This is a genomic window from Stenotrophomonas sp. 86428_Sma (genome assembly GCF_056481585.1).
Window position 1 is genome coordinate 38,908 of record NZ_CM151156.1, and the last position, 21,226, is coordinate 60,133.

17 protein-coding genes and 1 pseudogene are annotated in these 21,226 nt (G+C 68.2%); 11 read left to right on the forward strand and 7 right to left on the reverse strand.

What is annotated here, in order from left to right:
• Window positions 1-86 precede the first annotated feature (86 nt).
• Both ACZK3J_RS00160 and ACZK3J_RS00165 read left to right on the forward strand, forming a co-directional pair.
• On the forward strand, window positions 87-569 hold the full coding sequence (locus tag ACZK3J_RS00160; RefSeq protein WP_004153377.1) for an Lrp/AsnC family transcriptional regulator: 483 nt from the start codon (window positions 87-89) through the stop codon (window positions 567-569).
• Between the two features lie 87 nt (window positions 570-656).
• Complete coding sequence (locus ACZK3J_RS00165) at window positions 657-2,657, forward strand: hypothetical protein (RefSeq protein ID WP_478476268.1); 2,001 nt, start codon at window positions 657-659, stop codon at window positions 2,655-2,657.
• Window positions 2,658-2,696: 39 nt separating this feature from the next.
• Here the strand turns inward: ACZK3J_RS00165 and ACZK3J_RS00170 are convergent, their stop codons facing one another.
• Entirely contained in the window at window positions 2,697-3,689 is a 993-nt protein-coding gene (locus tag ACZK3J_RS00170; protein ID WP_049462459.1) for a patatin-like phospholipase family protein, read from the reverse strand.
• A 484-nt stretch (window positions 3,690-4,173) separates the two neighbouring features.
• Entirely contained in the window at window positions 4,174-5,190 is a 1,017-nt protein-coding gene (locus ACZK3J_RS00175; RefSeq protein WP_032129262.1) for a TIGR00266 family protein, read from the reverse strand.
• A gap of 159 nt (window positions 5,191-5,349) precedes the next feature.
• Here ACZK3J_RS00175 and ACZK3J_RS00180 point away from each other — a divergent pair, with 159 nt between their 5' ends.
• The gene (locus tag ACZK3J_RS00180; protein WP_049462417.1) at window positions 5,350-7,623 is read left to right on the forward strand and encodes a TonB-dependent receptor; all 2,274 of its coding nucleotides are present in this window, start codon (window positions 5,350-5,352) and stop codon (window positions 7,621-7,623) included.
• Window positions 7,624-7,735: 112 nt separating this feature from the next.
• Here the strand turns inward: ACZK3J_RS00180 and ACZK3J_RS00185 are convergent, their stop codons facing one another.
• Window positions 7,736-8,575, reverse strand: a complete 840-nt coding sequence (locus tag ACZK3J_RS00185) for an acid phosphatase (RefSeq protein ID WP_049399001.1) — start codon at window positions 8,573-8,575, stop codon at window positions 7,736-7,738.
• Window positions 8,576-8,837: 262 nt separating this feature from the next.
• Here ACZK3J_RS00185 and ACZK3J_RS00190 point away from each other — a divergent pair, with 262 nt between their 5' ends.
• Both ACZK3J_RS00190 and ACZK3J_RS00195 read left to right on the forward strand, forming a co-directional pair.
• The gene (locus ACZK3J_RS00190) at window positions 8,838-9,716 is read left to right on the forward strand and encodes a hypothetical protein (RefSeq protein WP_049399000.1); all 879 of its coding nucleotides are present in this window, start codon (window positions 8,838-8,840) and stop codon (window positions 9,714-9,716) included.
• A gap of 11 nt (window positions 9,717-9,727) precedes the next feature.
• Complete coding sequence (locus ACZK3J_RS00195) at window positions 9,728-10,930, forward strand: DUF4785 domain-containing protein (RefSeq protein ID WP_049462415.1); 1,203 nt, start codon at window positions 9,728-9,730, stop codon at window positions 10,928-10,930.
• A 143-nt stretch (window positions 10,931-11,073) separates the two neighbouring features.
• Here the strand turns inward: ACZK3J_RS00195 and ACZK3J_RS00200 are convergent, their stop codons facing one another.
• On the reverse strand, window positions 11,074-11,895 hold the full coding sequence (locus ACZK3J_RS00200) for an ABC transporter ATP-binding protein (protein WP_049462413.1): 822 nt from the start codon (window positions 11,893-11,895) through the stop codon (window positions 11,074-11,076).
• A 151-nt stretch (window positions 11,896-12,046) separates the two neighbouring features.
• Here ACZK3J_RS00200 and ACZK3J_RS00205 point away from each other — a divergent pair, with 151 nt between their 5' ends.
• From ACZK3J_RS00205 to ACZK3J_RS00220, 4 genes and pseudogenes are all read left to right on the forward strand, one after another.
• Window positions 12,047-13,249: a DesA family fatty acid desaturase gene (locus ACZK3J_RS00205; RefSeq protein ID WP_049462412.1), complete on the forward strand. Its 1,203-nt coding sequence runs from the start codon at window positions 12,047-12,049 to the stop codon at window positions 13,247-13,249.
• The gene (locus ACZK3J_RS00210; RefSeq protein ID WP_049462410.1) at window positions 13,246-13,578 is read left to right on the forward strand and encodes an EF-hand domain-containing protein; all 333 of its coding nucleotides are present in this window, start codon (window positions 13,246-13,248) and stop codon (window positions 13,576-13,578) included. Before ACZK3J_RS00205 ends, ACZK3J_RS00210 begins: the two co-directional genes overlap by 4 nt.
• Window positions 13,579-13,597: 19 nt before the next feature.
• Window positions 13,598-14,410 (forward strand): annotated as a pseudogene (mutM, locus tag ACZK3J_RS00215) (bifunctional DNA-formamidopyrimidine glycosylase/DNA-(apurinic or apyrimidinic site) lyase).
• A gap of 105 nt (window positions 14,411-14,515) precedes the next feature.
• On the forward strand, window positions 14,516-16,120 hold the full coding sequence (locus ACZK3J_RS00220) for an OpgD/OpgG family glucan biosynthesis protein (protein ID WP_012509627.1): 1,605 nt from the start codon (window positions 14,516-14,518) through the stop codon (window positions 16,118-16,120).
• 42 nt (window positions 16,121-16,162) lie between these two features.
• Here the strand turns inward: ACZK3J_RS00220 and ACZK3J_RS00225 are convergent, their stop codons facing one another.
• A complete protein-coding gene (locus tag ACZK3J_RS00225) occupies window positions 16,163-16,867 on the reverse strand; it encodes an SEL1-like repeat protein (RefSeq protein ID WP_032128680.1) in 705 nt (234 codons plus the stop codon).
• 95 nt (window positions 16,868-16,962) lie between these two features.
• The gene (locus ACZK3J_RS00230; protein ID WP_008264720.1) at window positions 16,963-17,583 is read right to left on the reverse strand and encodes a thymidine kinase; all 621 of its coding nucleotides are present in this window, start codon (window positions 17,581-17,583) and stop codon (window positions 16,963-16,965) included.
• Window positions 17,584-17,684: 101 nt separating this feature from the next.
• Here ACZK3J_RS00230 and ACZK3J_RS00235 point away from each other — a divergent pair, with 101 nt between their 5' ends.
• Entirely contained in the window at window positions 17,685-19,661 is a 1,977-nt protein-coding gene (locus ACZK3J_RS00235) for a UvrD-helicase domain-containing protein (RefSeq protein WP_032128682.1), read from the forward strand.
• A 269-nt stretch (window positions 19,662-19,930) separates the two neighbouring features.
• Complete coding sequence (locus tag ACZK3J_RS00240) at window positions 19,931-20,458, forward strand: GNAT family N-acetyltransferase (RefSeq protein ID WP_049461550.1); 528 nt, start codon at window positions 19,931-19,933, stop codon at window positions 20,456-20,458.
• A gap of 26 nt (window positions 20,459-20,484) precedes the next feature.
• Here the strand turns inward: ACZK3J_RS00240 and ACZK3J_RS00245 are convergent, their stop codons facing one another.
• Window positions 20,485-21,135, reverse strand: coding sequence for a YceH family protein (locus ACZK3J_RS00245; RefSeq protein WP_032128686.1), 651 nt, complete (start codon window positions 21,133-21,135; stop codon window positions 20,485-20,487).
• Window positions 21,136-21,226: the final 91 nt, after the last annotated feature.

Sequence of the window (21,226 nt, forward strand, 5' to 3'; positions counted from 1 at the left end):
GGCGCGCGCAACAGGGTTGCAAAAGTTGCGCCGATTGGCCTTGTTGGCGCAATATCCTTGCGTACTCACCATGTTGCGGGGCAACAATGGCCGGAGAAGTCCAGTTCGATCGCACGGATATACGTCTGCTGGCTGAAATCCAGCGGGATGGGCGCGCCACCAACGCCGAGCTGGCGACGCGGGTGAACCTCTCGCCCTCTGCCTGCCTGCGTCGCCTGCAGCGGTTGGAAAGCGAGGGCGTGATCGTCGGCTATGGCGCGCGGCTGGAGCCACGGCAGCTGCGGCTGGGCCTGCAGGCCTTCGTGCGCGTGCAGCTGGAAAAGCACGACCAGGCCGCCATCGGCCACTTCGTGGACAGCGTGCAGGGCTGGGATGAAGTGGTGGCCTGCCATGCACTGACCGGCGACATGGACTACCTGCTGCACGTCTACGTGCGCGACCTGGAGCACTTCTCGCACTTCCTGCTTGACCGGCTGCTCAACGCCGGTGGCGTGGCCGATGCCAATTCCAGCTTCGTGCTGCGCACGGTGAAGGGCTTCCAGGCATTGCCGCTTTCGCAGCTGGAATGAACGCGCCGCTGCGATTTGACGGCGCCGGGCGGGTAGCCGAGCATCTCCGCCCTGCGCGCGTCGCAGCGTTCCTTTCCGGTTCCACGCATGTCCGAACTCCAGCACCCGCTGCCCACCACCACGTTCCTGCCGCTGCAGCGCAAGTCGCTGGCGCGCTACGTTGCCCATGGCACGCCACCGCAGACCGCAGTGGAGCAGGCCGGCCTGATGGCCGCGCAGCTGTGCCGGACGCGCCTGCATCCGGCGGCCGAGATCGAGCGCCTGCTGCATGATGCCTGCGCGTTGTTTGCTGGCAACGAAGGCGCGGCTGCACAGCTGGCCGGGCCCGGTGGCGGTGGCCAACCGGAGCTGGATGCCTGGCTGACCGCATTGGCTGCCCACGGCGTGCTGCTGGCGCCGGCGGAGATCCTGCAGGACGTCATCGCGCAGTCGCCACGGGAGTACCCGGGCCTGGCCCTGCAGCAGGCCTGCCAGGAAACCCTGGTCGAACATGAGATCCGCTTTCCCGCCACCTTTTCCAGTGACGACGACGAGGCCACGCAGGATGACGTCGCCGCCGCGGACGCGCGGTCGGTCGAGCACCATGGCCTGTACACCTCCGAGCAGGCCCGCGTGCTGCGCGCCATCGCCGCCAACCCCGATGAGCTGATCGACCTCGATGGCTATGCCGGCACCGGCAAGGGCCACCTGGTGCTGGCGCTGATGGATGCGCGGCCGGGCCGCTACACCTACGTGGCGCCCTCGCGTGGGCAGGTGGAAGCCTTCCGCGCCCGCGTGCCGGCCAGCACTGCGGTGCGCCTGCTGACCCAGATCGAGTTCGCCAACCGCGTGGCCCAGCACGCCGCGCGCAGCGGCCAGACCGGTGGCTTCGTTGCCAGCTACCGGCGCAGCACCCGTACGCCGCGCGAGATTGCCGGCCGCATCGGACTGCAGGGCATCGGTGGGCGCAGCCCGGAGCAGGTGCTGCTGACCGCGTTCGAGGCCATCAACCGTTGGTGCGCCTCGTCCGCGCCGCGCATGGCCTTCCAGCATTTCGACCGTTCGGTGCCTGCCGCGATGCTCGATGTGTCACCGTACATGGCGGCCGCCGAGCACGTCTGGCGCTGCATGTTCGACGCCGAGCTGCAGCGGGGCACGCTGCTGAGCCTCAGCCCGGCGCACATCGGCAAGTGGTTGGCCCTGCGCGGCGTCACCCCGCCGCTGGACATGGGCATGCTGCTGGTGGACGAGGCGCATGACCTGAGCCCGTCGTGGAAGCAGTTGCTGGCCGGCCATGCGCCTGGCGTGGTCAGCCTGGGTGATCCGCACCAGTGCCTGACCGGTACGGTGCCGCGCTGGGCCGCGTCGAAGGTGCTGGAAATGCACCAGTCGGTGCGCCAGGGCAACCAGGTCGAGGGCCTGGTCAACCAGACCCTGGCACTGGATGGACTGGGCCAGGAAAGTGGGCCGTTCGTCGGTGCCACCGACCGCGCCACCGGTGTGCTGCATTACCGCGACTGGGCGCAGGTGCCGAGCGAGGGCCTGCGCATCCATGGCAGCGTCGCCGATCTGGCCCTGGACGCGGCACAGCTGCACGCACTCGGGCTGCGGCCCTACCTGCATCCGGCATCGCTGCGCGCGCTGCGCAGCGTGCTGCAGCGGCCACTGGATGCGTGGCGCCGGCGCCGCGACAGAGCATCGGACCAGGAATGGGAGCGCTTCCTGGCCACGCAGGCCGACGAAGGGCAGGGCGCGCTGGTCGAACTGTTTGCGTCTGCCGATCGGGTGCAGTCACTGCTGCAAGCGCTTGATGACCAGGACACGCCCGCTGAAGGGCGGGTGGCGCTGTGCCTGGCCGAACACGCGAAGAACCTGCAGTTCGACGTGGTCTCGCTGTCGCCCGGTTGCTTCAGTGCGGGGCAGGGCGGGCGCATCTGGCACAACCCGGTGCGCGCGGTCTATCTGGCGCTGACCCGTGCGCGACGCCAGCTGCACGTACCGGCCGATGGCATGGAACAGCTGCAGCACACGGCGACACTGCAGGAGCAGGCGCGCCAGAAGCGCAGGCGCGAGCGACAGCAGGCCAGCGGCTACCGGCCCACGCGCTAGCACGCGCGTCGCAGTCTGGCAGCGACACACCGGCTCAGATCAGCACTTGCCCTTGCGGCCCATCAGCTTGCCCAGGCGCGAGGCTTCCTCGCACTTCGGCGCGGCCACCGGTGCCGGTGCGGCTGCGGCGGCACGTGCACGCTGCAGCTGCTGGATCTTGGCGCGGATCTGCGGCATGGCTGCCATCGCGGCCTTTTCGCCTTCCAGGATTGCGGTGCCACGCTGGCTGAAATCGGCGGCGCCGATGTCCAGCACCTTCGGGCGGATGACGATGTCGGCGCGTGCCAGTTCCTGTTCGCCCAGGCGCTGGCCCATGATCGAGATGGACTGGTTGACGATGCCCAGCATGTCGGTCGGCGCCTTGCCGCTGGCCTTGCTGGAGATGTCCACGGCGATCACGAAGTCGGCGCCGAGCTGGCGCGCGGCATCCACCGGCACCGGGCTGACCACGCCGCCATCGATGTAGTTGCGGCCGCCGATCTTCACCGGTTCGAACACACCGGGAATGCTGCTGGACGCGCGCACCGCCTGGCCGACGTTGCCGCGCACGAAGATCGAGCGCTCGCCGGTTTCGAGCTGGGTGGCGACGGCGGCGAACGGCTTCTTCAGGCGCTCGGCAGGACGGTTGGCAACCTGCTCGTTGACGTAGTCCTGCAGCTTCTGGCCCTGCACCAGGCCGCCGGAGAACAGGCGCACGTCGCGGATGCTGGCTTCGTCCAGCGCGACCGCCTTGCTCTGCATCTGGAACGCGTCCATGCCGCTGGCGTACAGCGCACCGACCACGCTGCCGGCGCTGGTGCCGGACACCACGGCCGGTTCGAAGCCGTTGGCCTCCAGCATCTTGATCACGCCGATGTGCGCGAAGCCCTTGGCTGCGCCGCCACCGAGGGCGATGCCGATCTTCACCGGCTTGGCCTGCGGCACCACGGTCGGCGCCGGCGGCGGTGTGGGGCGGACCGGGTCGCCACCGCAGCCGGCCAGCAGGCCGATCAGGGCGACGGACAGCAGCATGCGGGGGCGGAACAGGCTCATCGGCAGTGCGCTCGCGGCGCCGGATTCAGGAAAGGGCGCCAGCATACCGAAGCCGTGGCGGGGCGGGCAGGGTAGGAAACATCGCCCATTCATAAAGGTAGTGCCGGCCGCTGGCCGGCAATCATTGGGAACCTGGCAACGGTTCATGAGGCTGCCGGCCAGCGGCCGGCACTACCGGGACGCTCGCCAAGGTCCATGAGGCTGCCGGCCAGCGGCCGGCACTACCGGGATGCGCGCCAAGGTCCATGAGGCTGCCGGCCAGCGGCCGGCACTACCGGGAGGCTCGCCAAGGTCCATGAGGCTGCCGGCCAGCGGCCGGCACTACCGGGATGCGCGCCAAGGTTCATGGGGCTGCCGGCCAGCGGGCGGCACTACCGGGACGCTCGCCAAGGTTCATGAGGCTGCCGGCCAGCGGCCGGCACTACCGGGATGCGCGCCAAGGTCCATGAGGTTGCGGGCCAGCGGCCGGCACGACCGGGGGCGGTCAGAACCGGTTGTCGCCGTCCAGCATCCGGCCCAGGCCGCCCAGCACCGAGCCTTCGCCGCGGTTCTGGCCACCGCCCTGCGGCGCGGCCATCCACATGCGGCCGGCCAGGCGTGAGAACGGCAGCGACTGCAGCCAGACCTTGCCCGGGCCGGTCAGCGTGGCCAGGAACACGCCTTCGCCGCCGAACAGCATGCTCTTGATGCCGGCCACCCGGCGCACGTCCATGTCTACGGTCGGGTGGTAGGCCACCACGCAGCCGGTATCCACATCCAGCCGCTCGCCCGCGGCCAGCTCGCGCTCCACCACGCAACCGCCGGCATGGATGAACACCCAGCCGTCGCCTTCCAGCTTCTGCATGATGAAACCTTCGCCGCCGAACAGGCCGGTCATGATCTTGCGCTGGAACTGCACGCCGATCTGCACGCCGCGCGCGCCGGCCAGGAAGCTGTCCTTCTGGCAGATCAGGCGGCCGCCATGCTGGTCCAGCTTCATTGCCAGCACGGTGCCGGGGTAGGGCGCGGCGAAGGCGACCTTGCCCTTGCCGTGGCCGCTCTGGGTGTAGACGGTGGCGAACAGGCTCTCGCCGGTCAGCACGCGCTTGCCGGCGGCCATCACCTTGCCCATGAAGCCGCCGCCCTGGTCGCCGTTGGCGGCGCCGAACACCGTGTCCATCTGCACGGTGGCATCCTTGAACATCAATGCGCCGGCCTCGGCAATGGCGCTCTCACCGGGGTCGAGCTCGATCTCCACGAACTGCATTTCATGGCCGACGATGCGGAATTCGATGTCGTCGGCGCGGCCGCTGGCCGCGGCGGGGACCGGCGGCGGGGTGTTCGGCATGCCCGGGGCCGCGGACTGCAGTTCGGGCACCTCGGCAATCGAGGTCCACCCGCTCATGCCCTGGCACCAGGCCAGGGCGCGCGGGTTGGCCTGCGCATAACGGCGCGCGGCCTCGTCATCAAGCGGGCCGATACGCTCGGCCTGGGCGGAGGCATGGAAGTACCACTGGGTCATCGCGGCGGCTCTGCAGGGCTGGAAAACCCCGAGTCTAGCGAGGGCGCGGGGGCCGGAGCGACGCGGCCATGAACGGCAGGCATTTGCGGGGCAGGTGCTGTATTGCAACAATTATCTGGTAGCGCCGTTTTACCACCCCTCCAAACACAGCCTACCGCCATGTCTCCGACCCGCACTTCCCGTGGCCGCCTTCCGGTCGCGCGCCCCCTCGTTGCCGCTCTTTCCGCCCTGTTGCCGCTGGTAGCAGCCGCCCAGGAAACTCCCGCTGCCAAGGATCCGGTTGCCCTTGATGCCCTGCAGGTGACCGCGCAGCGCCGCGTCGAGAACGCCAAGGACGTGCCGGTCGCGATCAGCGCGATCCAGGGCGAGAAGCTCGATGTGCTGGGTTCGGCGGGCGATGACATCCGCTTCCTGGCCGCGCGCGTGCCCAGCCTCAACATCGAGTCGTCCTACGGCCGTGCCTTCCCGCGCTTCTACATCCGTGGCCTGGGCAACACCGACTTCGACCTCAATGCGTCGCAGCCGGTGTCGCTGGTGTACGACGACGTGGTGCAGGAAAGCCCGCTGCTGAAGGGCTTCCCGCTGTTCGACCTGGCCAACGTGGAAGTGCTGCGCGGTCCGCAGGGCACGCTGTTCGGCCGCAATACCCCGGCCGGCGTGGTCAAGTTCGATTCGGCGCGCCCGTCGCAGGATGCCGACGGCTACGTGCGCGTGGGCTATGGCAGCTACAACAGCTGGAACGTGCAGGGCGCCTATGGCGGCCCGCTGACCGACCGCTGGTCGGCACGCGTCTCGGCCATCTACCAGCGCCGTGACGACTGGGTCGACAACACCCGCGCCGGTGCGCCCAACAGCGGTTTCGAAGGTTATGACGAAGCCGCCGGCCGCGTGCAGTTCCTGTACGAAGGCGACGACTTCGAAGCACTGTTCAACCTGCACAAGCGCAAGCTCAACGGTACCGCGCGCCTGTTCCGCGCCAACATCATCGAAAAGGGTGGCAATTCGCTGGTCGAGAACTTCGACCGCGACAAGGTGGCCAACGACGGCGTCAACTTCTCCGACCTGGAGACCTGGGGCGGCAGCGCGCGCCTGCAGTGGAACCTCGGCTCGGTGACCCTGCACTCGATCACCGGTTATGAAACCGCCGAATCGCTCAATCGTGGTGACATCGACGGTGGCTACGGCGACGCATCGCTGGGCGCTGGCAACTATGGGCCGGGCTTCATCCCGTTCTCGTCGGAGTCGGCCGACGGCCTGCCGCACCATCGCCAGTGGACGCAGGAGTTCCGCGTCGAATCCAACGAATGGGGCCGCTTCGACTGGCAGGCCGGCGTCTTCTATTTCGACGAAGACGTGACCATCAACAACTTCAACTACAACTCGTTGAAGCCGGGCAACCCGCAGACCGGCCATGTGGTGCAGAACCAGCGCAACAAGGCATGGGCGGTGTTCGCCTCGGGTGACTTCGATGTCACCGACCGCTTCAAGCTGCGCGCCGGCGTGCGCTACACCCAGGACAAGAAGGACTTCAACGCCAGCGTGCTGCAGGCCGTCCTTCCGTTCGGCACCCCGGTCAGTGGCCCGTACCTGGCCAACACCGACGTCAACGACGTCAGCTGGGATGTCAGCGGCGTGTACAAGCTGACCGACAACGTGAATGCCTACGCCCGCGTGGCCAAGGGCTTCCGTGCGCCGTCGATCCAGGGCCGCCTGGCCTTCGCGCCGGGCCTGTCGCAGGCCGATTCGGAGAAGGTGATCTCGTACGAAGCCGGCATCAAGGCCGACCTGTTCGAGCGCCGTGCGCGCCTGGGCCTGAGCGTGTTCCGCTACAACGTTGACGGCCAGCAGCTGATCGCCGTGGGCGGCACCAACAACACCGCCACCCTGCTCAACGCCGACAAGACCATCGGCCAGGGCGTGGAGCTGGACCTGGAAGCCTATCTGGCTGACAACGTGCTGCTGACCTTCGGCAGCAGCTACAACGACACCGAGATCAAGGACAAGGATCTGGCGGTAGCGATCTGCGGCGGTGGCTGCACCATCAACGACCCGACCACCGTCATCAACGGTGGCACCTACGCACTGGTCAACGGCAATCCGCTGCCGCAGGCGCCGAAGTGGATCCACAACGCGACCCTGCGTGTCGGCTTCCCGCTCAGCGATGGCAGCGAGCTGTATGCCTACACCGACTGGGCCTACCGCAGCGCGGTGAACTTCTTCATCTACGAGTCGCCGGAATTCCGCGGCCGTAGTTCGCTGGAAGGCGGCCTGCGCCTGGGCTACAACTGGGATTACGGCCAGTACGACGTGGCCGTGTTCGGCCGCAACCTGACCAACCAGACCCGCGTGGTCGGCGCGATCGACTTCAACAACCTGACCGGCTTCCTCAACGAGCCGCGTACCTGGGGCGTGGAGTTCACCGCGAAGTTCTGATGTGGTGGCTGCGTTGATGGAATGAAGAAGGGCCGGCGCAATGCCGGCCCTTCTGCTTTACACCCATCGGTAGTGCCGGCCGCTGGCCGGCAACAATTGAACCGCCAGGCGCTTACAGCGCGCTCTGCGGGCGCACCTTCAGCACCGCTTCCTCGGCCGCGCAGTCGCGGCTGGAGTGCAGGCCGGCCTTGCGCGCGGCAGCGATCTCCTTGCGTGCGGCCAGCAGGTCCTTGTTGAACGCGGCGTTGTCATGCAGGCGGGCCACGGCGGCGGCGCCCATGAAGCGGCCTTCGAGGATGTCGCTCTGCCAGTGCACGTTGCACACCAGGCGGCTCTCGCCGTAGTTGCGGCCGCGCGCCTGGATGGCATCGGCGCGATCCGGTGCGATCTCCGACAGGATCAGGGCCCAGGCCCAGCCGATCGAGGTGTGGCCGGACGGGTACGAGCCGTTCTTGCGCAGGCCTTCTTCGTCCTTCGGCGAGCAGGTCGGTTCACCATTGACCATGAACGGGCGCGGGCGCTGGTAGTGGTTCTTGGCGGCCTTGGTGGCGGCGCTGGCGTCGATCCGGCTGCGCTCCAGCAGGCGGTACAGCGCCGGGGTCTTCACCGCATCGACGTCGATGTCGGCGGCGCAGGAGAAGTGGTTGGCGCCTTCGGGGAAGCCGAGTTCCGCATCGACACCGGCCTGGGCGAAGCGCGGGCTGCCACGCAGCGCGCGGGCTTCACGGCTGACCTGTTCGTCGAGGGCGAGGGCGGCCGAACCGGCCACCGGCGGTGCTGGCACCAGGTCGAGGCTGGCCGGTACCGCGCTCTTGTCCAGATAGCCCACCGCCTTGGTGGTGATGTTGGCTTCGACGGCGGTCGGCTTGGCGGCGGTGGCGGCACAACCGGCCAGGGCCGCGATGACGGCAAGGCCGAGCAGCGGGCGGGCAGGGTGGGAAATCAGCGACATGGACAGGCTCCGGAGGAAAAACATCGCGCCATGATCGCAGCCCGTATACGACACCGCAGTGGCCATCGGTCATACGGCCAGACCCGGCATGGTCATCCCGGCGATATGAAAAGCGTCATCGAGTGACGTCAGTCTCCTGAATCCGGGCGCAGCGCACGGACTTTCACGCGGCCGCGCCGCGAGCATCGGCACAACGGCAAGCACCAGGGGCCGTCCAGTTCCAGCCGGGTCGAGGGGATCCGTTGACAGAGGGAGAGAAGCGATGCGCAGCACCGCAACAGGAAGTACCGTCCTGGCCCTGCTCCTCGGGCTGGCAGCCGCGCCGGCTCAGGCGGCCGACGTGGTCGGCGTGGCCTTCGTGCATGGCACCGGCGCACAGACCAACGCCACCCAGGACTACTGGCAGCCGGCGATCATCGACACCGTGCGCCAAGGCCTGCCGAACAGCAGCAACTACGTCGTCATCAACTGTGACTTCACCCAGTACATGTGGAAGCCGGAAGCGGCCGGCTGCCTGGCCAATCAGCTGACCGGCTTCATCGACAGCCGTGGCATCACCCAGCTGGTGGTGATCACCCACTCCAACGGCGGCAACGTGATGCGCTGGATCCTGTCCAACCCGACCTATGACAGCCGCTATCCGAAGATCATCCGCACGGTGCGCAAGGTCAACGCGCTGGCACCGTCTTCGGCCGGCACGCCGTTGGCCGATGCGGTGCTCAACGGCAACACCTTTGAAACCTCGCTGGGCTGGCTGCTGGGCTACAAGAACGACGCCGTGCGCCAGCAGCAGGTGGCGAGCATGGCCACCTACAACGCGCAGAACCTGTACGGCACCGCCGGCCGTCCCGCCCTGCCCAAACCGTTCCGCGCGGTGGTGGGCAGCGATGTGGAATCGGCGGTGTGGGACAGCAACAGCTACTGCGGTGGCTATGCCGCCAACGTCGGCCTGGAGTTCACCCAGAACTGGCTGTCGTCCTGCTCCGATGGCTTCCTGGAGTGCAGCAGCCAGAAGGCCGCCGGCACCACCTGGTTCACCGACAAGGCGCGTACCCAGGGTGCAGAACCGCTCAGCCACAACCAGAGCCGCCGCGAGTGCTTCGGCCTCGGCACCCTGCTGCGCAACGACCTGACCCAGTGAGGGAGACGACCATGACGATTCAATCCACCCTGCTGGCCGGCGCCACCCTGGCAGTGCTGTCCCTTTCCGCAGCGCAGGCCGCGCAGCCGCTGCAGGGCGCCCGTGCGGGCGATCAGGTGCCTGCCGCCCTGGTAGCCGCGCCGCTTCCCACCGATGAGAGCGAACACGCGCCACTGGCCTTTGCCTGGGCGCTGGACCCCGCACAACCGCTGCAGGCGGCCACGCCGTATGCCTCGGTCAGCCGCAGCTACTGGCAGCAGGTTGATGGCACGCAGCTGCAACGCGGCCTGGACCTGCCACTGACGGCGCCGGATGCGGTGATCCAGCTGAGCCCGGCCGACGGTGCCCGCGTGCTGCCGGCCAACACGCTACAGGTGCGCGACCCGGCCGGCCGCAGCAGCGTGGCGCGCAGTGTCGATGCGCGCGCGCTGCAGGACGCCGGCATGCCGGTCAGCGATGGCAGCAGCATGCTGCGTACCGGCGCGACCAGTGCCGTCGGTGCCTACACGCTGCAGAGCGCGCAGGCCCAGGGCCGCTACGTGGTGCAGGTGCTGGAGCCGAACAGCCCGCTGCGGCTGGAGGTGCAGGCCAACCAGGCGCAGGTGCTGGCCGGCGGCAACATGCAGCTGCAGGCACGCCTGCTGGAAGACGGCGCCACCACCGCGCAGCTGGCATCGCGCCGTGGCGGCCTCGGCGGAGAAGCCCTGCTGGTCGCGCCGGATGGCCGCAGCTGGCCGCAGCGCCTGCTGCGCACTACCGATGGCAGCCTGCGCGCGCAGGTGCGCATCCCGGCCGATGTCGGTACTGCACAGGGGCTGTGGGAATTGCAGGTGTTCGCCCAGGCCGACGGTGTGCTGCGCGATGGCAAGGTCGCCTTTGCGGTGGCACGGCCGACTGCCCGCTTCAGTGGCCAGGCGGCACCGGATCCGTCCAATCGCCAGGTGGCACTGCCATTGCAGGTGGCCGCCGCAGGCCGCTATGAGGCACGGGGCACGCTGTATGCCACGGCCCGCGATGGCCAGTTGAAGCCGGTCGCACAGGCACATGCGGCCGCGTGGTTCGATGGCCCGGGCGCAGGCCAGCTGGTGCTGCCGTTCGACCAGGCCGCATTGCCGGCCGGCTTCGGCGCACCGTACGAGCTGCGCGACCTGCAGCTGCAGGACCAGAGCCGGATGGCACCGATCGAGTCGCGCGCACTGGCGTTGCGGTTCTGAGCAAAGCGGTGGCGGGCCGGAACATCCGGCCCGCTGCCCCGCCTTCTGTAGAGCCGAGCCATGCTCGGCTGCTTCTGCTCGCGGCGAACGGCAGTCGAGCATGGCTCGACTCTACAGACGGTTACGGAGAGCGATGCATCTGTCTATCCCGCGTACGCGGTCAGTCGGCCTTCCTGTTCGACCACCGTGATCGCGCCGCCGAACACCGCCGACAGCGGTTCGTTGCGCAGCAGCTCGGCGCGGGTGCCATCGGCCAGTACGCGGCCGTCGCGCAGCAGCACCACCCGCTCGATCTCGGGAATGATCTCTTCGATGTGATGGGTCACCAGCACCAGGGTGATGCCCTGCTGTGCCAGCACCCGCATGGTTGCCACCAGCTGTTCGCGGGCAACCAGGTCCAGCCCGGTGGAAGGTTCGTCCAGCAGGAGTGCCTGCGGCCGATTGACCAGCGCGCGGGCGATCAGCACGCGGCGGGTCTCGCCGGCCGACAACTCGGCGTAGGCGCGGTCGCGCAGCGACAGCGCGCCGGTCATCGCCAGTGTCTCGCCGACGCGTGCACGCATGTCGGCGGTCACCTCGCGGAAGGCCGGTACCACGTAGCTGGCGAAGAAGCCGGACAGCACCGCCTGTTCCACGGTCAGCCCGGGCATGTCGGCCAGGTTGCTGCTGAGGTCGCCGGTGACGATGCCCAGCTGCGAGCGCAGCCGGTCCACCTGCCAGCGGTTCTGGCCCAGCACCTTCACCGCCACCGCGCCGTCGCCCTGGGCCAGCGGGTACAGCTCGCGGGTGATCAGCTTGATGAAGGTGGACTTGCCGCAGCCGTTGGGGCCGAGCAGGGCGGTGTGCTGGCCCTGCGCGATGCGCAGGCTGAGCCCGTGCAGCACCTTCACCTGGCCGCGTACCACGGTGGCGCGGTCCAGTTCGATCAACGGGGGCGGCTCCGCGATGGGCGGGGCCGCAGTCATGGTGCTGGCGCGTGGATCAAGGCTCGACAACTCAGGTCCCCAACTGTGAACGGTGCCACGGATGGCGATGCGAAGCACCGCCGCAGGGATGCAGTTTGCAACGCAAGCGCCCATCATGTCTGCCATCCCCGCGTCGATCCGGAGCGCTGCCATGCCTGATGCCCTGATGTCCCTGTTGACCGGTGGTGTGCTCGGCCTGGGCTGGTGGGCGATGCTGGCGGTGCTGCTGGTCTTCACCCAGATCACCATCTTCTCGGTGACCCTGTACCTGCATCGCAGCCAGGCCCATCGCGGGGTCGACTTCCACCCGGCGCTGGCCCATGTATTCCGCTTCTGGCTGTGGCTGACCACCTCGATGATCACCCGCGAATGGGTGGCCATCCACCGCAAGCACCACGCCAAGGTGGAGACCGAGGACGACCCGCACAGCCCGGTCACCCGTGGCATCGGCAAGGTGTTCTGGCATGGCGTGGAGCTGTACCGCGAAGCGCGCGGCCAGCGCGCGGACATCGAGCAGTACGGGCGCGGCACCCCGGATGATGCGATCGAGCGCCGCCTGTATACCCCGCATGCCACGCTGGGGCCGGTGCTGTTGTTCGCGATCAATACCGTGTTGTTTGGCCTGCCCGGCGTGGCCCTGTGGGCGGTCCAGATGGCGTGGATCCCGTTCTGGGCAGCCGGCGTGGTCAATGGCCTGGGCCACTGGTGGGGCTACCGCAACTACGAGTCCGCCGATACCTCCACGAACCTGACGCCGTGGGGGTTCTGGATCGGTGGCGAGGAGCTGCACAACAATCACCATGCCTTCCCCAGCTCGGCGCGCTTCGCGATGCGGCGCTGGGAGTTCGATATCGGCTGGAGTGCGATCCGCCTGCTGCAGGCGCTGCGCCTGGCCAAGGTGCTGCGGGTGGCGCCGGCCATGGATGTGCGCCCGAACATCGCCGTGCCCGATGCCGAAACCCTGAAGGCGCTGCTGTCGCACCGCTTCCAGGCGATGACCGATTACCAGCGCAATGTGTTCATGCCGGCCCTGCGCGAGGAAGCCGTGCAGGCCGGGGCCAAGCTGCGCCGCCTGCTGCCACGCCGGCTGCGCCGTGGCCTGGTCAACGATGGCCGCTGGCTGAAGCCGGACAGTCGTGCCCAGCTCAGCGAATGGGTGGCGCAGCGCCCGCGCATCCGCACCCTGGTCGAGTACCGCGCGCGGCTGGCGGCGCTGCTCGAGGCCCGCGGCCACGATGCCGCCGAGCGCCTGCATCAGTTGCAGGCGTGGTGCCGTGAGGCCGAGGAAAGCGGGATCGCCGCGCTGCAGGCCTATGCCGCACGGTTGAAGGGCTACAGCCTGGTGGGCGCGTGAGGGCTGGGTATGGGCTTGCGTTGGCGATGCTGCTGCCGGGCGCGGCGCTGGCCCAGGTCACCGACACCACCAGCTACCTGCAGCGGATGGACAGCGATGGCGACGGCCGGGTGAGTGAATCCGAGTACGTGCAGTGGATGCTGTATGCCTTCGACCGCATGGACCGCAATGGCGATGGCGTGCTGAGCGCCGATGAGCTGCCGGGCGGCAAGGGCCGGGCGATCAGCCGCGAGCAGCAGCGGCAGGTGATCGTGCAGCGTTTCCACAAGCAGGATGCCAACGGTGATGGCGTCCTGGATGCCCGTGAACTGGCGGCACCGCCACGCTGAGCGGGCGTAGAATCGGTTCATGCCTGAACTGCCCGAAGTCGAAACCACCCGCCGCGGCCTGGCGCCGCACCTGCAGGGCCGCCGCGTGCATGGCGTGATCCTGCGCCGCGCCGACCTGCGCTGGCCGATTCCGCCGGAAGTGGCCGAGCTGCTGCCGGGGCAGCGCATCGAGGAGATCCGCCGGCGCGCCAAGTACCTGCTGCTGGATACCGCCATCGGCAGCGCGGTGCTGCACCTGGGCATGTCCGGCAGCCTGCGTGTGCTGCCCGGTGATACGCCGGTACGCGCCCACGACCACGTCGACATCAGCCTGGACAACGGCCGCCTGCTGCGCTTCAACGACCCGCGCCGCTTCGGCAGCCTGCTCTGGCAGCCCGCCGGTGAGGTCCATCCGCTGCTGCAGGGGCTGGGCCCGGAGCCGCTGGACGACGCGTTCGACGGCGACTACCTGTTCGCCCGCAGCCGCGGCCGCAGCGCGCCGGTGAAGACCTTCCTGATGGACCAGGCGGTGGTGGTGGGCGTGGGCAACATCTACGCCGCCGAGAGCCTGTTCAAGGCCGGCATCAGCCCGCTGCGCGAGGCCGGCTAGATCTCGCGCGGGCGCTATCAGCGGCTGGCCGACGCGGTGAAGGAAATCCTCGGCTACGCCATCACCCGTGGCGGCACCACGCTGCGCGATTTCATCAGCCCTGACGGCGCACCGGGCTACTTCGAACAGGAACTGCTGGTGTACGGCCGCGATGGGCTGCCCTGCCCGAACTGTGGCCGCGCGCTGAAGCACGCCACCATCGGCCAGCGCGCCAGCGTCTGGTGCAGCCACTGCCAGCGCTGAGGCGGGCGGCCAGCGGCAGCTGAACGGGCAGGGTACGTCTCCGCTGCCCGTTAACGTTTGTCTGCCTATGATGGCCGACCTTCCCTCTGTGCCTGACGCGCCTGCATGCAACGACGCGACTTCATCCGCAATGCCTCCCTCGCCCTGGCTGCATTCGGCCTGCCGTCCCTGCCCGCGTGCGCGGCCAGCAAGAGCGGCCAGATGGGCCTGCGCCGCCTCGGCCAGCCGCAGCCGTTCGACTTCGCCACCCTGAAGGGCCAGGCGCGCGCGCTGGCACAGGCACCCTATAAGAGCCACAAGCGGGTGCTGCCGGGCCGCCTGGAAGGCCTGGACTGGGACCAGTACCAGTCGATCGGCTACCGCCAGGACCATGCGCTGTGGGCTGACCAGCCGGGCAAGTTCCAGGCCAAGTTCTTCCACCTGGGCCTGTACTTCCATTCGCCGGTGCGCATGTTCGACGTGGTCGACGGCAAGGCGCAGGAGCTGGCCTATGACGGCGCGGCGTTCAACTACGGCAAGAGCGGCATCAAGGACGGCGAGCTGCCGGCCGATCTGGGCTTCGCCGGCTTCCGCCTGAACACCCGCAAGGACACCGACCGCGACTTCGCGGCCTTCCTCGGCGCCAGCTACTTCCGCGCGGTCGGCAAGGAAGGCCAGTACGGCCAGTCCGCGCGCGGCCTGGCGATCGACACCGGCATGGGCAAGCCGGAGGAATTCCCGGACTTCATCGCCTACTACCTGGAGCAGCCGTCGGCCGATTCGGAGACGATCGTGGTCTACGGCCTGCTGGATTCGCCCAGCGTGGCCGGTGCGTACCGCTTCGCCATCACCAACGGCGACGTGCTGCTGATGGATATCGACAGCGCGCTGTACCCGCGCAAGGCGATCGAGCGGCTGGGCATCGCCCCGTGCACCAGCATGTACCAGGTGGGCGAGAACGACCGCCGCATGGCATGGGACTGGCGCCCGGAGATCCACGACACCGACGGCCTGTCGCTGTGGACCGGTGCCGGCGAATGGATCTGGCGACCGCTGCTGAATCCGCGCAACCTGCGCTTCAACATGTTCGTCGACCGCAACCCGCGTGGTTTCGGCCTGCTGCAGCGCGACCGCAACTTCGACCACTACCAGGACGACGGCGTGTTCTACGAGAAGCGCCCCTGCCTGTGGGTGGAGCCGAAGGGCGAATGGGGCGAGGGCTCGGTGCAGCTGGTGGAGATTCCCACCGTGGACGAGACCTTCGACAACATCGTGGCGTTCTGGAACCCGAAGGAAAAGCCGCAGCCGGGCCAGGAGCTGCTGGTCGGCTACCGCCTGTACTGGGGCGCCGAGCCGCCGGCACGGCCGCCGCTGGCGCACTGCGTGGCCAGCCGCACCGGTCTGGGCGGCGTGGTCGGCAAGAAGCGCGAGTATTTCAGCTGGCGCTTCGCGGTGGACTTCGAAGGCGGCGAACTGGCCAGGCTGATCGACAAGGGTGAGGTCGAGGCCGTGGTGGAAGCCAGCCGTGGCCGGGTCGAGATCGTGTCGGCGCGCCCGCTGCGCGAGATCAACGGCTACCGCGCGATGTTCGACCTGGTGCCGCCGGAAGGCAGCACCGAGCAGATCGACATCCGCCTGTTCCTGCGCAGTGGCGGCAAGACCCTCACCGAGACCTGGCTGTACCAGTACACCCCGCCGCCGGCAGGTGCGCCGGAGCGCACGCTGTACTGAATGGATGCGGCCCGGTGCCGGCTACACGCCGGCACCGTTGTTTCAAGGCTTGCTGTCGGTGGCGTGCGACTGGGTCGGCACACCCACTTCCACCGTGCCCCGGCGGATCTTCATCCAGGTTTCGTCCTGCCAGCGTTCGTACTGCTTCGGGTCCCAGTACTTCGGGTCGTAGAGGCGATCGGCCTTGATGGTGCGGGAGATTCCGCCGTCCATGTACACGATGTCGACGTTGTTGGACATCGAGCCGACGCGGCTGCCGGTCATCTCGCGGCGCCCCTTTCTGAGCACTTCGGCCATGCGTGGGCGCGCGACTTCGTCACCATACTCGGCGCGCAGCGCGCTTGCCTGCGCGCGCGCCGCATCATGCTGCTCCAGCGGCAGCGTGGCCCAGTACTCGTTGCGCAGCTCGACGAACAACGGATAGCCACGTTCGGCCGCCACCTCCATCCAGGCATAGGCCATGACCGGATTGCGCGGCTGCTCTACCCCGTACCAGTACATCTCGCCGAGGTAGCCCTGGGCAGGCTTGTCCGCATACCGCGCGGCCAGCCGGAAGTTGTCCATCGCGCCGTTGACATCGTTGCGACGCAGCGCGTTGACGCCCCATTGCCGGTACATCATGTCCGGGTGGCTGTCCATGAAACCGGCGCCGATCACTGCCGCATCGTCTTCACCTGACGGGCGCTCGGCCGCGGTGGCCAGCAGGGGCAGCAACAGCAGCGGCAGCAGCAGGAGGGCAGAGCGCATGTCGGACGTCCAGTTCGGCAGCAGGGGAGCCGCAGCCTAGGCGCGACAGCGCTTGCTTGTAAACCGCTGGAGGTCATGGCGCACCGGCGCGCCTGCTACAGCGGCAGCGGCGCCTGCGCCGGATCGATCCGTCCTTCACCGCGGGTGATCTTCTTGAACTCGGCGCGGCTGACCGACACGTAGCGGTCGTTGCCGCCGATCTCCACCTGCGGGCCGTCCTGCACCGCGTGGCCATGCTCGTCCACACGCACCGTCATCGTCGCCTTCTTGCCGCTGTGGCAGATGGTCTTGATCTCCTGCATCTCATCGGCCCAGGCCAGCAGGTACTGGCTGCCTTCGAACAGCTCGCCGCGGAAGTCGGTGCGCAGACCGTAGCACAGCACCGGAATGCGCAGCTGGTCGACCACTTCGCTGAGCTGCCAGACCTGGGCGCGGGTCAGGAACTGCGCCTCGTCCACCAGCACGCAGCCCATCGGGCCGTTGGCTGCCAGATCCTGTTCAACCCAGCGCTGCAGGTCGGTATCGCGGTCGAAGGCCATGCCGTCCGCACGCAGGCCGATCCGCGAGGCGACCACGCCGGCGCCGGCACGATCGTCCAGGCGCGGGGTCAGGATCGCCACCCGCATGCCGCGCTCGCGGTAGTTGTGGGCGCTCTGCAGCAGGGTGGTGGTCTTGCCGGCGTTCATCGCCGAATAGTAGAAGTAAAGCTTGGCCATCGACGGATTGTACGCCGCGGCCCCGCTTCGCCGAAGCCGTTCAGCAACCCCACCGGCGGCCCGCTGTGGTCGTCACCCGGCCCCGCTACAATCCCCATCCCATGCACGGTCTCAATCCCCCCCAAGCCGCCGCCGTCCTGCACATCGAAGGTCCATTGCTGGTGCTCGCCGGCGCGGGCAGCGGCAAGACGCGTGTGATCGTGGAAAAGATCGCCCACCTGATCGGCTGCGGCCGCTATCCGGCGCGCCGCATCGCGGCGATCACCTTCACCAACAAGTCGGCCAAGGAAATGCGCGAGCGCGTGGCCAAGCGCCTGCGCGAGCAGGACGCCGACGAGGTGACCATCTGCACCTTCCATGCGCTGGGCCTGAAGTTCCTGCAGATCGAACATGCCGCCGTTGGCCTGAAGCGCGGCTTCTCGATCTTCGATGCAGACGATGCCGCTGCGCAGATCAAGGACCTGATGTACGGGGCCAAGCCTGATGACATCGAGGACATGAAGAACCTGGTGTCGCGCGCGAAGAACGCCGGCCTGTCGCCCGAGCAGGCGATGGCCGCCGCGCGCAGCAATCGCGAGAAGGAAGCGGCCAGCGTCTACGAGCGCTACCAGCTGCGCCTGACGGCGTTCAATGCGGTCGACTTCGATGACCTGATCCGTCTCCCGGTGCAGATCCTGGAAGAAAATCCGGAGATCGCGCTGGCCTGGCGCGAGCGCATCGGCTACCTGCTGGTGGACGAATGCCAGGACACCAACGACGCGCAGTACCGGCTGCTCAAGCAGCTGGCCGGTGACAAGGGCAACTTCACCTGCGTGGGTGACGATGACCAGTCGATCTATGCCTGGCGCGGCGCCAATCCGGAAAACCTGCAGCAGATGGGGCGCGACTATCCCAAGCTGGAGATCATCAAGCTGGAGCAGAACTACCGCTGTTCCAACCGCGTGCTGCGCGCGGCCAATGCGCTGATCGCCAACAACCCGCACGAGCACCTGAAGAAGCTGTGGAGTGACCAGGCCGACGGCGAACGCATCCGCGTGTGGGAATGCCGCAACAGCGAACATGAGGCGGAAAAGGTTGCCGCCGAGATCGCCTTCGTGGCGCAGTCGCGCAACGTGCCGTGGAGCGACTTCTGCATCCTGTTCCGCGGCAACTTCCAGTCGCGCCCGCTGGAAAAGGCGATGCAGCTGCTGCGCATCCCCTACCACCTGACCGGCGGCACCATGTTCCTGGAGCGCCAGGAAGTGAAGGACACGCTGGCCTGGCTGCGCCTGCTGGTGAACCCGGACGACGACACCGCGTTCATGCGTGCGGTGCAGTCACCCAAGCGCGACGTCGGTGCCGGCACGCTGGCCAAGCTGGCCGAACTGGCGCAGGAAAAGGACATGCCGATGGCGCAGGCTGCCGAGGCGATCGGTGCCCTGCAGCAACTGCCCCCGCGCGCGGCCAACAGCCTGGCGCGCTTCACCGACATCCTGCGTGACCTGCGTGCACAGACCCGGCAGGTCACTTCCGGCGACATGATCCGCAAGGTCGCCAAGGAATCCGGCCTGCTCAGCGAACTGCGCCAGCAGGCCAAGGAAGAGGCAAGTTACCAGCGCCGTGCCAACAACATCGAGGAACTGGCGCAGTGGTTCGAGGGGGGCCCGCGCGGTGCCACTGCCGCCGACCTGGCCGGCCAGCTGGCGCTGCTGTCGCGCAGCGACAAGGACGAGGGCGGCAACCAGGTGCGCATGATGACCATGCACGCTTCCAAGGGCCTGGAGTTCCCGTACGTGTTCATCGTTGGCTGCGAGGACGGCGTGCTGCCGCACCAGGTCAGCCTGGACGAGGGCAATCTGCAGGAAGAGCGTCGCCTGCTTTACGTGGGCATCACCCGCGCCAAGATCCAGCTGTGGATGAGTTACAGCAAGCTGACCCGCAAGTTCGGTGAGCACGTGCGGTTGAAGCCGAGCCGGTTCTTCGAGGAGATTCCGGCGGAGGAGATCCAGCGCGATGGTGCTGATCCGGTGGCCGATGCGGTGCGCAAGAAGGAACGGGCGAGTGCGGGGTTGGCGGCGATCGAGGCGCTGTTCGATTGACCGGCGAACGGCGCAGCCCCTCGTGGCTGGCGTCGTCCGCAGTGCATTCGTGAGCGTGCCAGGCGGGTGGGCTGGGCGGGACACGCCGTAAACCCGTCCTTGGGGGCTCGGCCGCGGCATCCATGCCGCGGACGGTCCCGCCCAGCCCACCCGCCCGGCCTCTGACAGGTTCCGTGCGCACCAGCCACGGAAAAGAAAAAAGAAAATCAAAAGCAACAGCAGCAGCCGGGGGCTGAGGCAGAATCGGGGTTTCGGCTGGAGGTCTGCGCGTGCATCCCATCGAAAGTGAACGCCTGCGCCTGCGTGCGATTGAACCTGATCGCGATGCGGCGCCGATGCTGGCGCTGTTGAATGATCCGGGCTTCGTGCGCTTCATTGGTGACCGCAATGTGCGCAGTGAAGAACAGGCGCGTGAGTACATCGCGCTGCGGGTGCTGCACAGCTACGCGTTGAACGGGTTCGGCATGTATGCCATCGAGCGCTTGGCCGACGGGGCGTGGCTGGGCAATGCCGGGCTGGTGCGCCGAGATGGCCTGCCGGGGCCGGACATCGGCTACGCGGTGCTGTCTGAATTCGCCGGGCAGGGTTATGCCGGTGAGGCGGCGCGGGCGGTGTTCGCGCATGCGCGCGCTGAGCTGGGCCTGCAGGATCTGTACGGCATCACCGATCTGGACAACGTGGTGTCCGGGAAGATCCTGCTGGGTCTGGGCATGCAGGAGCGCGGGGTGATCCAGTTGCCGGGCATCGAAACGCCCAGCCGGCTGTACGCCACCTTGGGTGCGGCTGACGTCGGGTAGTGCCGGCCGCTGGCCGGCACCCACCATCAACCGCGCAGTTCAGCCAGTTGCGCCTGCAGTTCGGCCACGGCCGCTTCCAGCTGGGCCACGCGCTCGGCCAGGCCCGGATCGGCCGCGTCGCTGCCACCGCCGCTGCTGGCGTATTTGGCCGCAAGCGCCGCGCCGTCCACTTCACCGCACAGCAGGTGCATGTAGCGGTCTTCGCGCTGGCCGCTGGCGCGCGGCAGTACTACCAGCAGCGCGCGCTGCTGCAGGCGCTCGATGGCGTGGCGGGCTTCGTCGGCGTCGGCGAAGCGGTGCAGTCGCTCGCTGCGCGTGACCAGTTCGCCCAGGGTCTGCGGCCCACGCAGCAGCAGCATCGCCAGCAGCACGGTCTGCTGCCGGGTCAGGTCCAGCGCGGCCTGCAGGCGGTGCTCGTAACGGTCTGCACGGGAGGAGAAGTGCTGGCGGGCCAGGCCAAGTGTTTCCAGCTGGCGCAGCGCGTGCTGCACGCTGCCGGCATCGACGTTCATCACCGGCTCGCGGGCGGTCTTCTGGTTGGCGGCCGATTGGGCGGCGTTGACCGTCAGCGGATAGGTGTCCGGGGTGGTTGCCTCCTTCTCCACCAGGCAGCCCAGCAGGCGGGCCTGCACGGCGTCGAGCAGGGGGACGTCGGGGGTCTGGGTGGAATCGGTCATGGCGGCCTCCGGAAGGGCAACGGGTCAACCGCCAAGCATAGCCGTCCCGGGACCGCCTTTGCCGGTAAAATGCGCCGGTATATCTGATTGC